The following is a 12,858-nucleotide window of genomic DNA, read 5'->3' on the forward strand; positions in this document are numbered from 1 at the left end:
CAGGCTCCGTGGTGGCTTACGGCAGGACGCCCAGCAGTTCGACGTCGAAGGTCAGCGTGGCGTTCGGACCGATCGGGCCGCCCGGGGTGCCGTTCTCACCGTAGGCCAGCTCGCCCGGGATCCAGAAGCGGTACTTGGAGCCGACCGGCATCAGCGCGACGCCTTCGGTCCAGCCCTTGATCACCTGGTCCAGGCCGAACTCGGCCGGGCCACGGCTGGCGGAGCTGTCAAAGACGGTGCCGTCGAGCAGCTTGCCTTCGTAGTTCACGCGCACCTTGCTGGTCGGCAGCGGACGCTCGCCGCTGCCCGGGCGGATCACCTGGTACTGCAGCCCCGAGGCCGTGGTCACCACGCCCGGCTGGGTCTTGTTCTTGGCCAGGAATGCATTGCCTTCCTGACGGTTGGTCTGTGCAGCCTGGGCAGCCTTGGCCTGCATTTCGGCCTGCTTGGCGCCCATGAACGCCTGGATGGTGGCCGTGGCGTCAGCCTCGGTCATCTTCGGCTGGCCCTTGCTCAGACCAGTGCTGATTGCGTCAAACAGCGACGCAACGTCAATGTCGTCCTTCAGCTGTGCCAGCGACGGACCCACCGAGTAGGAACCGATCATCTGTGCGACCTTCACCCGATCGACCTTCGGCGGCTGCGAGCCCGGCGCAACGCCCGGCACCTGCTGGCCGCTGCGGGCCATCACGACCTGGCGCAGGGCGGCATCGGTGGCCTTGGCCTGTTCCTGGGTGATCTGCGGCTGCAGGCCTTCGAACGAACGCTCCACGGCCGTGCGCAGGGCAGCGACGTCGATTTCATCGGCGATCGGGGTGAACGACTTGGCGACATCCAGGCCGATGGCGTAACCGAGCTTCTGCTTGGGGGAATTCAAGGTTGCGGTCTCCTTGGCGGCTGCGGGGGCCGCCGGTTGTTGCGACAGAGCGACACCCGAAGTGCCCATCGCCAGAATCAGAACCGACGCCGCTGCGCCGCGCATTCCCATCTTCATTCGCTGCATTCCTGGAAGTGACTGGGCGCCGACGTCGGCGCGAAAAGAAGCATTGTCGCACGCATGCCGTCGATGTCGAGGCATCCGTGCCGGATATCAACGCGTGGCGGCGGGCGCGGCCAGTGCCTTGTCGATGGCCGCGATCAGCTGCGGATCATCCGGCGTGACCTTGCTGGCGAACTGGGCGATGACCCTGCCGTCGCGGCCGACCAGGTACTTGTGGAAGTTCCAGCCCGGCGCCACGCCGGTTGCCGCGGTCAGGCGCTGGTACAGCGGGGTGGCCTGCGCACCGACCACGTGGACCTTCTCGAACATCGGGAACTTCACGCCATAGGTCAGCGTGCAGAATTCCTGGATCTGCGCTTCGTCACCGGGTTCCTGGCCCTTGAAATCGTTGGACGGGAAGCCGAGGACCGCGAACCCGCGGCGTGCATAGCGCTGCTGCAGCGCTTCCAGGCCTTCGTACTGCGGCGTGTACCCGCACTTGCTGGCGGTATTGACCACCAGCAGCACCTGGCCGTGATAGCGCTGCTGCAGGTTGACCTGCTGCTTGCCGGCCAGGGGCCGGTAGTCCACATCCAGCAGATCGGCGGCCAGGGTGAGGCCGGGAAGGGCCAGCCCAGCCAGCAGGGTCAGCAGGGAAAGACCGCGCAGGCGGCACGGGAAGACGGTCGGCAGGGGCATCGGAGCGGTCCGCGGTGGCCATTCACAGGGCCCGGCCGGGAGCGGCCGGGAATCGGCCGAACTATAGCACCGGCCCCGGGGGCACCCGGCCGCGCGACCGCCCCGGCGCTTTGCGCGGATTGGCGGCAACGCAGCCGGAGCCAGAAGCTGGCCGGTGCTTGACATAGCATGGACGCAGCTGAATGGAAGCGACGCGACGGCCTGCGCCCACCGAGCATCATTCCGCATTCAAATCAATGACTTGCAGAATTGCGTCTATGCCATGACACCCCCTGCCATCAGTTGGGTCATGTCGGGGGTTGCACGTCGGCGTGCCGGTGTTATAGTTGCATACAACACCAGTCACCTGAGACAGGGGGTATGCCATGAACACCCGGATGCATCGCAACGTCACCGCTCCCGCGATCACCGCCGTTTCGACCCTGCTGGTGATGGCGTGGCTGGCCTCGCCACGCGCGCCCACCGCCCCCTCTCTGTCCGATACCCCGCAGGACGCGCCCACTCCCACGGCCGGGACGCCGGAAGCTTCACCCTCCCCCCCGCGTCGGCTGCACAGCTCCCTGTCCATGCCGTATTTCTCGTTCGCACAGCCGCTGACCCCACGGAGCTGACCATGAGCGACATCCAGTGGAGCGACGGCGCTCCCATCTACCGCCAGCTGAAGGAGCGCGTGATCGCCATGATGCTCGACGGAATCCTCAAGCCGGGCGACGCCCTGCCTTCGGTGCGCCAGGTGGCCGCCGACTACCAGCTCAACCCCATCACCGTTTCGCGCGCCTACCAGGAACTGGCTGACGAAGGCCTGGTCGAGAAGCGCCGGGGCCTGGGCATGTTCATGACCGAGCAGGCGGCCACGCAGCTGCGCAGCAGCGAGCGCGAGCGCTTCCTCAATGAAGAATGGCCGGCCGTCCTGGAGCGCATCCAGCGCCTGGGGCTGAGCCTCGACGAATTGCTGACCCAGGGGAAAGTCTGATGAATGCCAGCCTCACCAGTACCGCTGCAAGCGACGCGGTCATCACCGCCCGCGGCCTGCGCAAGGCCTACAAGAGCACGGTCGCGCTCGACAATGCCAGCTTCACCATTCCGGCGGGCCGGATCATCGGCCTGATCGGACCCAACGGTGCCGGCAAGACCACCGCGTTGAAGGCCATCCTCGGCCTGACCACGGTGGAAGGCGACCTCAGCGTGCTCGGCCGCGACCCGCGCCTGCATCGGGATGAGCTGATGAAGGACATCTGCTTCATCGCCGACGTCGCGGTGCTGCCCCGCTGGCTGAAGGTGCGCGAGGCCATCGACTTCGTCGCCGGCGTGCATCCACGCTTCGATCGCGCCCGCTGCGAGCGCTTCCTGGCCAACACCAAGCTGCAGCCGAAGCAGCGCGTGCGCGAACTGTCCAAAGGCATGATCGTGCAGCTGCACCTGGCCCTGGTGATGGCCATCGACGCCCGCGTGCTGGTGCTCGACGAGCCGACCCTGGGCCTGGACATCCTGTACCGCAAGGAGTTCTACCAGCGCCTGCTGGAGGACTACTTCGACGAGCAGAAGACGATCATCGTCACCACCCACCAGGTCGAAGAGATCGAGCACATCCTCAGCGACGTCATGTTCATCCGCGACGGCCGCATCGTGCTCGACGCAGAGATGGACGATGTCGGCCAACGCTACACCGAGCTGCTGGTCAACGCCGAGCAGCTCGATACCGCGCGTGCGCTCAAGCCGATCGACGAGCGCGCCCTGGCCTTCGGCAAGACCGTGCTGCTGTATGACGGCGTGCCGCGTGACCAGCTCACCTCCCTCGGCGAGACCCGCAGCCCGGGCCTGGCTGATCTGTTCGTCGCTGTCATGAAGGGGACCTACGCATGAACGCCGTCAATCATCCCGTCGGCCCCGCCGGCACGCTGCGCTGGCTGCTCAAGCGTGAATACTGGGAGAACCGTGGCGGGTTCCTCTATGCGCCGCTGATTGCCGGCGTGGTGTCGCTGCTGATGAGCGGTGTGGGCATCGCCTTCGGCCTGTTCGCCCTGCATCGCGCTGCGCGCGACGGCAATCTGCACATCGATGGCGAGGACGTGAACATCAACGGCCTGGACCTGGCGCTGCTGACCCGCAACATCAGTGCCAAGGACATGGCCGACCTGGGCAACGGCCTCGACCTGACCCTGGTGCTCAGTTCGGCCTGGCCATTCCTGGTGCTGGCGTTCGTGATGTTCTTCTACTGCCTTGGCGCGCTGTATGACGACCGCCGCGACCGCAGCATCCTGTTCTGGAAATCGCTGCCACTGTCCGATACCCAGACCGTGCTTTCCAAGGTGATCAGCGCGCTGGTGATCGCCCCGCTGATCGCAGTGGTCGCGGGCATCCTGACCATGTTCGGCTTCCTCGCCATCATCAGCCTGGTGGCCGCGCTGCACGGTGGCAGCCCGATGAACCTGATCTGGGGACCGGCCAGCCCGCTGACCCTGGCCGCCGGCCACCTGTCCTGGATTCCGGTCTACGTCCTGTGGGCGCTGCCGACCGCCGGCTGGCTGCTGCTGTGCTCGGCCTGGGCCAAGTCCAAGCCGTTCCTGTGGGCGGTGATGCTGCCGCTGTTCGCCGGGATCATCGTCTCCACCACCAAGGTCATGACCCTGTTCGGGCTCACCAGCGGCTGGTTCTGGCAGAACGTCGTCGGTCGCCTGCTGCTCAGTGGCGTGCCCGGCATGGACCTGATCTACCGCACCGGCCTGCAGGACTCGCGTGCGGACCTGGAATCGGTCACCGCGCTGATGGGCCCGGTCGCGCAGCTGAAGTCGCTGGCGATGCCGGGACTGTGGATCGGCGCTGCGTTCGGCGCGCTTTTCATCTTCCTTGCCATCCGCCTGCGCCGCCGCGCCGGCGAAATCTGACCCCTTACCGGAGCCACCACCCATGCGTTCCCTGCTCGCCTGTACCGCGTTGTTGCTGATGCCGCTGTCGGCCCTGGCCGCCGATGCACCCAACTGCAAGTTCACCGCTGCACGCACGTTGAAGCTGGACGCGGCCGGTGCCAAGGCGGTGGTGTTCGAGGTGAACCAGTTCGATCTGAAGGTGACCGCCCGCAGTGGAGGCGGTCAGCTCGACGGCCGTGCCTGCGCGTCCAGCCAGGATCTGCTGGACCAGCTGGTGCTGGACCAGCGCCGGGAAGGCGACAAGCTGGTGGTCAGCCTGCGCCGCGCAAGCCGTGCCGGCCTGAACCTGGGCAACTTCTACGCCTGGCTGGACATCCGCGGCAGCGTGCCGGACAACCTGCCGCTGCAGTTCAAGGTCGGCTCCGGCGATGCCAGCATCGACAACGCGCAGTCACTGAGCGTGGATGTCGGCTCCGGCGACGCCGTTGCGCGCGGCACCCGCGGCACCATCCATGCCTCCGTCGGCTCCGGCGACCTGGAGATCGACGGTGGCCGCGCACTGAACCTGCTGTCGCTCGGCTCGGGTGACGTCAAGGCGCGCAACATCGGGGGCGACGCGATCGTCGGCACGGTCGGCTCCGGCGACCTCACGATCAGCGACGTGCGTGGCAACGCACGCCTGGACACAGTCGGATCGGGCGACGTCGACTTCAAGCGCGTGCAGGGCAGCGTCCAGATCGGCGTGGTGGGCTCGGGGGGCATCGACCTGGGTGACATCGGCGGCGATGTGCACGTGCGCAGCCATGGCTCCGGCGACGTCGACGTCGATGGCGTGCGCGGCAACCTGACCGTCGATCACAGCGGCAGCGGCGACGTCGTGCACCGCAACGTCAGCGGCAGGGTCACCCTGCCCCGCAACAAGTAAATCCCAACCCACCGATTCGAGGGGAATGCCATGAACCTGATGCGCCTGCTGCCTGCCACCCTGCTGTGCCTGCCGCTGATCGCCTGCGGTGGCACGTCTTCCGCGCCCGACACCAGTGTCGGCAAGAGCGTCGCCGAAACCTCCAGCGGCGTTGGCAGAAAAGTCCAGGAAGCCATGGATGAGGCCCGCAGGGAGATCACTGAGGGCAACATCAAGATCTCCGCCGACAATCAGCCGCGCGCGGAGATCACGCCGGATGGACATCTGCTGATCGGCGGCAAGGATGTGCCGACCAACGACGCGCAGCGCCGCCAGCTGCTGGAGTACCGCGGTCACGTGGTCGCCATCGCGACGGACGGGATGAATGTCGGCCTGGCCGGTGCCAAGCTCGGTGCCAGCGCTGCCGGTGAAGCGCTCAAGGGTATCTTCAGCGGTGACAGCGAAGGCGTGGAGAAGCGGATCAACGCCGAGGCCGCCAAGATCGAAGCGCAGGCCAAGCGCATCTGCGACCGCCTGCCGGCGATGCTGGCCAGCCAGCAGGCGCTTGCCCGCGAACTGCCGGCCTTCAAGCCCTACGCCAGCATGGACCAGAGCGACGTCGACGACTGCGGGAAGGACAGCTCGGTCACCTTCTCCAACTGAGACACTTCAGCGCAGCCGGCCGGCAGCGGGTCCCCGCTGCCGCCACCGGGCTTACAATGGGTACCCCGGATGCCCCCGATCGAATCGTCATGAAGAAGCTGTTTCTGCTGCTGGCTGCCCTGTTCTGCCTGGGCCTGGCCGGCTGCGACCAGGATTACCGCAACCACCGCGCAGAGCGTGGCAAGCCCAAGATCTCCGTCAGCGAAGGCATGGTGACCGTGCGCCGTCCACCGGCACCGAACATCATCATCCTGGCCGACGGCACGATGAAGATGGACGAGATCCAGATTCCGCTGGACGATGCGCAGAAACAGATGCTGCAGACGATGTTCGGCAAGCTGCAGGTACTGCGCCAGAACACGCTGGTGGCCGCCCCGGCCGATCCGAACATGCAGCCGGTGAAGATCCAGCCGCCGGAGGGCATGGACGTCATTCCAGGCGACCTGATCCAGCGCATCCCCGAGTTCAAGGACTACACCGAGACCTTCGGCAACATCGTCGCCGACCGTCGCTGAACGCAAACGCCGCCCGAGGGCGGCGTTTCTCATTGGCCCGGCAAGCCTGCTCGGCAGATCAACCGCCGCCACCGCCTCCCGCATGGATGCCGCCAGCGGTCAGCGCCGTCGGATCCAGCAGGCGCCGCAGTTCCGCTTCGCCCAGGCCGCTGTCCTCCAGCGCCACCTCCAGCACCGGCCGCTGTTCCTTGTAGGCGCGCTTGGCGATTGCCGCGGCCTTCTCATAGCCGATGATCGGGTTCAGCGCAGTGACCAGGATCGGGTTGCGCGCCAGCGCCTCCGCCACGCGATCCTCGCGCACCTTCAGGCCTGCGATGGCGCTGTCGGCCAGCAGCGTCGACACGTTGGCCAGCAGGCCGATGCCTTCGAGCAGGTTCACCGCGATCAGCGGCAGGGTCACATTGAGCTGGAAATTGCCGGTCTGCCCGGCCACCGTGATCGCCGTGTGGTGACCGATCACCTGCGCGCAGGCCATCACCGTCGCCTCCGGAATCACCGGATTGACCTTGCCCGGCATGATCGAGCTGCCCGGCTGCAGGGCCGGCAGTTCGATCTCGCCCAGCCCCGCCAGCGGCCCGGCATTCATCCAGCGCAGATCGTTGGCGATCTTGATCAGCGCCACCGCCAGCGCATTGAGCTGGCCGGACAGCTCCACCGCATCGTCCTGCGCGGCCAGGCCTTCAAACTTGTTGTCGGCACTGTCGAACTTGAAACCCGAGTGCTGCTTGAGGGCCTTGGCCACCTGAGCGCCGAAACGCGGATCGGCATTGATGCCGGTACCGATGGCGGTGCCGCCCAGGGGCAGCCGGCGGACGCGCTTGAGGCTGTCCTCGATGCGCGCCTGTGCCGATGCCAGCTGTGCCGACCAGGCGCCGAACTCCTGCTCGAAGGTCAGCGGCATGGCGTCCATCAGGTGGGTACGGCCGGTCTTGACCACCTTGCGCAGGCTGCGGCCCTTCCTGTCGATGGTCCCGCGCAGATGCGCCAGCGCGGGCAGCAGCTGTTCGTGCGCCGCCAGCACCGCCGAGACGCGCAGCGCGGTCGGGATCACGTCATTGGAGCTCTGCCCCTGGTTGACGTGGTCGTTGGGATGGACCGTGGTCTTGCCGGCCTTGCCGGCGCGGTTGGCCAGGGTCGCGATGACCTCGTTGGCATTCATGTTCGAGGACGTACCCGAACCGGTCTGGTAGACATCGATGGGGAAATGCGCGTCCCAGTCGCCCGCCGCCACTTCCGCGGCGGCGGCCTGGATCGCCTTGGCCACGTTCCTGGGCAGGTGGCCCAGTTCGGCGTTGACGCCGGCAGCGGCGCCCTTGACCAGACCCAGCGCACGGATGAACCCGCGCGGCATGCGCTGGCCGGACACCGGGAAATTCTGCACGGCGCGCTGGGTCTGCGCGCCCCACAGGGCATCGGCAGGCACCTGCAGCTCGCCCATGCTGTCGTGTTCGATCCGGAACGCCCGGGAGGCACCCTTGCTTGCAGCTTTGCTCATTGCATCGACTCCGCACTACTTCAGTTGGGGAAAGGGAAGCGGCGGCTGGCAGGGTGTCGCTTCCCGGGCTGGCGGCGGCAATCACGATACTCTCTTGCCCGTTGCATGGCATGACGGAAGCGGGCCGGATCGTTTCATCTGCGGCACCGTTGCCCATCGGGAGCGCCGGGCCCGGCCGGGCGAGGACAGCGCGCAGCCTCCCTGCGCCCGGCGTGGCCCGGTGCTGCCAAGCATGCGAAGGCCACGCGTCGTAGAATATCGGCCCCGCCGCTCGCTCCCGCCCTGCCGACATGTCCGATTCCGCCCTGCTCGCCCTGTCCCCGCTCGATGGCCGCTACGCCGGCAAGGTCGATGCCCTGCGCCCGATCTTCTCCGAGTACGGCCTGATCAAGGCCCGCGTCACGGTCGAGGTGGAGTGGCTGCTGGCGCTGGCCGCCGAGCCGGGCATCGTCGAGCTTGCAGCGTTCTCCGAAGCCGCCACCGCCCGTCTGCGCGCGCTGGCCAGCGGTTTCAGCCCCACCCATGCCGCCCGGGTGAAGGAGATCGAGCGCACCACCAACCATGACGTCAAGGCGGTGGAGTACTTCATCAAGGAGCAGCTGAAGGACGACGCCGAGCTGGCGCCGGCACTGGAGTTCGTGCATTTCGCCTGCACCAGTGAGGACATCAACAACCTCAGCTACGGCCTGATGCTCGAGCAGGCGCGCCGCGAGGTGCTGCTGCCGACGCTCGACGGCATCGCCGCCACCCTGCGTGGCCTGGCCCACGCCCAGGCCGCGCAGCCGATGCTGTCGCGTACGCACGGCCAGACCGCTTCGCCGACCACCCTGGGCAAGGAGCTGGCGAACGTGGTGGCGCGCCTGGAGCGTCAGCGCCGCCAGATCGCCGCGGTCGAGCTGACCGGCAAGATCAACGGTGCGGTCGGCAACTACAACGCGCACGTCGCCAGCTACCCGGACGTGGACTGGCCGGCCTTCGCCGAACGCTTCGTGACCGGGCTGGGCCTGGTGTTCAACCCGTACACCACGCAGATCGAGCCGCACGACAACGTCGCCGAAATCGGCGATGCCGCCCGCCGCGCCAACATCATCCTGATCGACCTGGCCCGCGACATCTGGGGCTACATCTCGCTGGGCTACTTCAAGCAGCGCCTGAAGGAAGGCGAAGTCGGCTCGTCGACCATGCCGCACAAGGTCAACCCGATCGATTTCGAAAATGCCGAAGGCAACTTCGGCATCGCCAACGCGCTGTTCGAGCATTTCAGCGCGAAGCTGCCGATCAGCCGCTGGCAGCGCGACCTGACCGACTCCACCGTGCTGCGGGCGCTGGGTACCGCCTTCGGCCACAGCCAGGTGGCGCTGGACTCGCTGGCCAAGGGACTGGGCAAGCTGGAGGTGAATCCGCAGCGCCTGGATGCCGACCTGGATGCGGCGTGGGAAGTGCTGGCCGAAGCGGTGCAGACGGTGATGCGCCGCCACGGCCTGCCGAACCCGTACGAGCAGCTGAAGGCACTGACCCGCGGCCAGGGCATCACCGCCGAGTCGATGCGGGCGTTCGTACAGGGGCTGGAGCTGCCGGCGGATGCGAAGCAGCGGCTGCTGGAGATGACCCCGGGCAGCTATACCGGTCTGGCCGAGGCGCTGGCGAAGAAGATCTGAGGGGTTTTCTTTGCGGCGGCGGCCGCGGCGCTGCCTGCGGCAGGCGTGTACTGCCAAGGCAACAGCAACAGCAACAGCGGTCCAGGCTCTGGATTGCTGGGAGTTGGGCGGGGCGGGTTGGGTTCGCGGGGGACGCCGTGAACCCGTCCCTGGGGGCTTGGTCGCGGCATCCATGCCGCGGACACCCCCGCGAACCCAATCCGCCCCACCTCTGACAGCATCCCGGTGACGGATCGAAGAGCATTTGTTGTCGGGTCGGAATGTGAAGGAGGGACGCGGCTTTGCCGCGTCCCTCTTTGGTTTTTTGGGTTCTGCAGGGCCGGGCAAGCGCAGCGCGCGAGCCGCTGTTGCCCTTGATTTTCTTCCTCCATTCCGTGGCGGACCCCGCAGGAGACTGTCAAGGGCCGGGCGGGTGGGCTGCGCGGGGGTGTCCGCCGCATGGATGCGGCGGCCAAGCTTACAGGGACGTACTTGCAACGTCCCCCGCGCAGCCCACCCGCCCGGCCAAGCACGGCTTTTTGCCTTCACGCGACCAAGCACCCGCCACGAGGGGCTCCGCCGTTGGCCGGACACCCCGCGACAAACCACCGCACGTGCGCAATCCCAACGAACGTCGGACAATGGACGCCTTGGCGGCACGCCGCGCCGCCCTCCCGCTTTCCGCTGCAAGGATTCCCCCATGGCCGCCCGCAAGTCCTCCGCCCCGCTCATCGAAGTCACCGCCCGTCCCGGCCAGCCGCTGGGCATGTCCCCGGCCGTGTTCCTGCGCGATTTCTGGCAGAAGCGTCCGCTGCTGATCCGCAACGCCTTCGCTGATTTCCAGTCTCCGGTGCAGCCGGAAGACCTGGCCGGGCTGGCCTGCGAGGAAGGCGTGCTGGCACGCCTGATCGAGCACGACAAGCGCCAGGACGGCTGGCGCGTACGTACCGGCCCGTTCCAGGAAGACGTATTCCCCGCCCTGCCCGACCACGACTGGACCCTGCTGGTGCAGGACGTGGACAAGTGGGACCCGGACGTGCGCGCGCTGATCGAGCACTTCCGCTTCCTCCCGCGCTGGCGCATGGACGACGTCATGATCAGCTTCGCCGCCACCGGCGGCTCGGTCGGTGCCCACGTCGACCAGTACGACGTGTTCCTGCTGCAGGCCCAGGGCCATCGTCGCTGGCAGATCGACGCCAGCGAGTCGATCAAGGGCCGGCGCCCGCCGCTGGGGTTCCGTCCGGACGTGGAACTGAAGCTGCTGGAGGTGTTCAAGCCCACCCACGACTGGGTGCTGGCGCCGGGCGACATGCTGTACCTGCCGCCGAACGTGCCGCACCATGGCGTCGCCGAAGACCCCTGCCTGACGTTCTCCTTCGGCATGCGCGCGCCGTCCTCGGCCGAACTCATCAGTGACTACCTGGACACCCTGATCGCCGATGCCGACGAGAACATCCGCTATCAGGACCCCGACCTGAAGCTGCCGGCCGATCCGAACGAGATCGACACGGTGGCAATGGCACGGGTGATCACCGCCCTCAACGCCATCCGCATGAACGACCCGGACAAGCTGGGCGACTGGTTCGGCCGCTTCATCACCACCTACCGCGCCGCCGGCGAAGTGATGGCCCACCAGGCCGCGCCGGAACAGGAAGAGGTGGTCGCCGCCCTGCAGTCCGGCCTTCTGCTGCAACGCCACCCCTGGGCCCGCCTGGCCTGGCGCCGGGCCAAGCGGGGCGCCAGCCTGTACGTCAGCGGCCAGGACTTCGCGCTGCCGGTGAAGGATGCGCAGCGCCTGGCCGGTGCCGAGCAGCTCGACGCGGCCGCCTATCGCGGACTGTCGGACAAGGGCCGCGCGGTGGTCCAGCAGCTGCTGGTCGGCGGCGTGTTCCAGCTGATCGACCCCAGCGAGCTGTATGGCGCCGACGACGAGGGCGAGGATGAAGGCGTCCTCGGTGAGGTGGTCGAAGGCCGCGACCAGGTGGAGGTGATCGATGACGACGCCGTGTCCGACGATGTCCACGTGGTGACCGTGCATGACGATGGCATCGAGGTCATCGTCAACTTCGAAGACGACGAAGAAGACGACAGCGACGCCGGTCGCGCGTGAGTCATGCCCTCGATCCGCGTCCATCAGGTAGGTCATGCCGATGCGCATGGCGCCATCCACGCTGTGCGCCAGCAGGTGTTCGTGCAGGAGCAGGGCATTGCCAGCGAACTGGAGCGCGACGCGATGGACCCGGTCAGCGCCCATGTACTGGCGCTGGATGCCGACGGCACGCCGGTCGGCACTGGTCGGCTCACACCTGATGGTCGCGTCGGCCGCATGGCGGTGCTGGCGAGCCACCGCAGCCAGGGCATCGGTGAAGCCCTGCTCGAGGCCCTGGTCGAGGCCGGCCGTGGCCTCGACCTGGCCGAGCTGCATCTGCACGCACAGCTGCCCGCCCGCGACTTCTACGCGCGGCAGGGCTTCCTGCCTGAGGGCGAGGTCTTCGAGGAGGCCGGCCTGGGGCACCAGCAGATGCGCCGCCGGCTGGACGCGGCCAGCGCGATCAACAGCCACGCCGAGGCCGTGGCCGCCACCACCGCCATCCTCCACCGTGCCCGTCGCCAGGTGTGGCTGCACAGCCACCTGCTGGACCCGGGCCTGCTCGCTGCCGGCCCGGTACAGGCCGCCCTGCGCCGCTTCGCCAGTGCCCGCCACGACAAGCAGCTGCGGGTGATCGTGCATGACGCGGCAGCCATTGGCCGTGCCGGCGCGCCGCTGCTGGCGATGGCACAGCGGCTGCCCAGCGTGATCCTGTTCCGCGAGGTGGCCGATCCGGTCGACCGGGCACTGGCGTCCGCCTGCCTGATCAATGACAGGGGCGACTTCTACTTTCGTCTGATCGGCCATCGCCTCGACGGCGAGGCCGGCACCGCGCTGCCGGCACGTTCGCGGCAGTTCGAGCAGCAATTGCAGCGCGTCTGGGACCGTTCGCGCGATTGCAGCGAACTCCGCGCGCTCGGCCTCTGAGCGCGACGGTCGGGTTCAACCTGTCTGGAAGCGGCACCGGGGGACGCACGATGGCCTCCGCGATGCCCCTTCGTGTCCGGATG

The 12,858-nt window shown here is 67.6% G+C and carries 13 protein-coding genes; 10 read left to right on the top strand and 3 right to left on the bottom strand.

Annotated elements, in window-relative coordinates:
* Positions 1-16: 16 nt before the first annotated feature.
* Together AC5P5M_RS01095 and AC5P5M_RS01100 are read right to left on the bottom strand one after the other, a co-directional pair.
* Positions 17-994 (bottom strand): FKBP-type peptidyl-prolyl cis-trans isomerase, encoded by a 978-nt coding sequence (locus AC5P5M_RS01095; protein WP_065176057.1) that lies wholly within the window; start codon positions 992-994, stop codon positions 17-19.
* 96 nt (positions 995-1,090) lie between these two features.
* Positions 1,091-1,678 carry a glutathione peroxidase gene (locus AC5P5M_RS01100; protein ID WP_128987762.1) on the bottom strand — a complete coding sequence of 196 codons (588 nt, stop codon included), beginning with the start codon at positions 1,676-1,678 and terminating at the stop codon, positions 1,091-1,093.
* 365 nt (positions 1,679-2,043) lie between these two features.
* Here AC5P5M_RS01100 and AC5P5M_RS01105 point away from each other — a divergent pair, with 365 nt between their 5' ends.
* From AC5P5M_RS01105 to AC5P5M_RS01135, 7 genes are all read left to right on the top strand, one after another.
* On the top strand, positions 2,044-2,289 hold the full coding sequence (locus AC5P5M_RS01105) for a hypothetical protein (protein ID WP_065176058.1): 246 nt from the start codon (positions 2,044-2,046) through the stop codon (positions 2,287-2,289).
* Positions 2,290-2,291: 2 nt separating this feature from the next.
* Entirely contained in the window at positions 2,292-2,651 is a 360-nt protein-coding gene (locus AC5P5M_RS01110; protein WP_053515392.1) for a GntR family transcriptional regulator, read from the top strand.
* Positions 2,651-3,541: an ABC transporter ATP-binding protein gene (locus AC5P5M_RS01115; protein ID WP_065176059.1), complete on the top strand. Its 891-nt coding sequence runs from the start codon at positions 2,651-2,653 to the stop codon at positions 3,539-3,541. The genes AC5P5M_RS01110 and AC5P5M_RS01115 overlap by 1 nt, the downstream gene beginning before the upstream one ends.
* Positions 3,538-4,563, top strand: coding sequence for an ABC-2 transporter permease (locus tag AC5P5M_RS01120; protein WP_065176060.1), 1,026 nt, complete (start codon positions 3,538-3,540; stop codon positions 4,561-4,563). Before AC5P5M_RS01115 ends, AC5P5M_RS01120 begins: the two co-directional genes overlap by 4 nt.
* A 22-nt stretch (positions 4,564-4,585) precedes the next feature.
* A complete protein-coding gene (locus AC5P5M_RS01125) occupies positions 4,586-5,470 on the top strand; it encodes a DUF4097 family beta strand repeat-containing protein (RefSeq protein WP_495205482.1) in 885 nt (294 codons plus the stop codon).
* Positions 5,471-5,500: 30 nt separating this feature from the next.
* Positions 5,501-6,112: a YggN family protein gene (locus tag AC5P5M_RS01130; protein ID WP_053515384.1), complete on the top strand. Its 612-nt coding sequence runs from the start codon at positions 5,501-5,503 to the stop codon at positions 6,110-6,112.
* 89 nt (positions 6,113-6,201) lie between these two features.
* Positions 6,202-6,627, top strand: a complete 426-nt coding sequence (locus tag AC5P5M_RS01135; protein ID WP_053515382.1) for a hypothetical protein — start codon at positions 6,202-6,204, stop codon at positions 6,625-6,627.
* A 58-nt stretch (positions 6,628-6,685) separates the two neighbouring features.
* On the opposite strand, the gene AC5P5M_RS01140 is transcribed toward AC5P5M_RS01135, so the two are convergent.
* Positions 6,686-8,122: a class II fumarate hydratase gene (locus AC5P5M_RS01140; protein WP_495205483.1), complete on the bottom strand. Its 1,437-nt coding sequence runs from the start codon at positions 8,120-8,122 to the stop codon at positions 6,686-6,688.
* Positions 8,123-8,412: 290 nt separating this feature from the next.
* On the opposite strand from AC5P5M_RS01140, the gene purB reads away from it, so the two are divergent.
* The 3 genes from purB to AC5P5M_RS01155 all read left to right on the top strand — a co-directional run bounded on the left by purB (position 8,413) and on the right by AC5P5M_RS01155 (position 12,775).
* Positions 8,413-9,780, top strand: a complete 1,368-nt coding sequence (gene purB / locus AC5P5M_RS01145) for an adenylosuccinate lyase (RefSeq protein ID WP_481559696.1) — start codon at positions 8,413-8,415, stop codon at positions 9,778-9,780.
* A gap of 679 nt (positions 9,781-10,459) precedes the next feature.
* On the top strand, positions 10,460-11,869 hold the full coding sequence (locus AC5P5M_RS01150; protein ID WP_180875574.1) for a ribosomal protein uL16 3-hydroxylase: 1,410 nt from the start codon (positions 10,460-10,462) through the stop codon (positions 11,867-11,869).
* 3 nt (positions 11,870-11,872) lie between these two features.
* Positions 11,873-12,775 (top strand): GNAT family N-acetyltransferase, encoded by a 903-nt coding sequence (locus AC5P5M_RS01155; protein ID WP_495205484.1) that lies wholly within the window; start codon positions 11,873-11,875, stop codon positions 12,773-12,775.
* The last annotated feature ends 83 nt before the right edge of the window (positions 12,776-12,858 follow it).

It is taken from the genome of Stenotrophomonas sp. YJH_SMC_106-19 (genome assembly GCF_059368375.1).

Coding starts and splice junctions, on each gene's coding strand:
- AC5P5M_RS01105 (WP_065176058.1), top strand. CDS start 2,044: ATGAACACCCGGATGCATCGCAACGTCACCGCTCCCGCGATCACCGCC.
- AC5P5M_RS01115 (WP_065176059.1), top strand. CDS start 2,651: ATGAATGCCAGCCTCACCAGTACCGCTGCAAGCGACGCGGTCATCACC.
- AC5P5M_RS01110 (WP_053515392.1), top strand. CDS start 2,292: ATGAGCGACATCCAGTGGAGCGACGGCGCTCCCATCTACCGCCAGCTG.
- AC5P5M_RS01130 (WP_053515384.1), top strand. CDS start 5,501: ATGAACCTGATGCGCCTGCTGCCTGCCACCCTGCTGTGCCTGCCGCTG.
- AC5P5M_RS01140 (WP_495205483.1), bottom strand. CDS start 8,122: ATGAGCAAAGCTGCAAGCAAGGGTGCCTCCCGGGCGTTCCGGATCGAA.
- AC5P5M_RS01095 (WP_065176057.1), bottom strand. CDS start 994: ATGAAGATGGGAATGCGCGGCGCAGCGGCGTCGGTTCTGATTCTGGCG.
- AC5P5M_RS01150 (WP_180875574.1), top strand. CDS start 10,460: ATGGCCGCCCGCAAGTCCTCCGCCCCGCTCATCGAAGTCACCGCCCGT.
- AC5P5M_RS01135 (WP_053515382.1), top strand. CDS start 6,202: ATGAAGAAGCTGTTTCTGCTGCTGGCTGCCCTGTTCTGCCTGGGCCTG.
- purB (WP_481559696.1), top strand. CDS start 8,413: ATGTCCGATTCCGCCCTGCTCGCCCTGTCCCCGCTCGATGGCCGCTAC.
- AC5P5M_RS01155 (WP_495205484.1), top strand. CDS start 11,873: ATGCCCTCGATCCGCGTCCATCAGGTAGGTCATGCCGATGCGCATGGC.
- AC5P5M_RS01125 (WP_495205482.1), top strand. CDS start 4,586: ATGCGTTCCCTGCTCGCCTGTACCGCGTTGTTGCTGATGCCGCTGTCG.
- AC5P5M_RS01120 (WP_065176060.1), top strand. CDS start 3,538: ATGAACGCCGTCAATCATCCCGTCGGCCCCGCCGGCACGCTGCGCTGG.
- AC5P5M_RS01100 (WP_128987762.1), bottom strand. CDS start 1,678: ATGCCCCTGCCGACCGTCTTCCCGTGCCGCCTGCGCGGTCTTTCCCTG.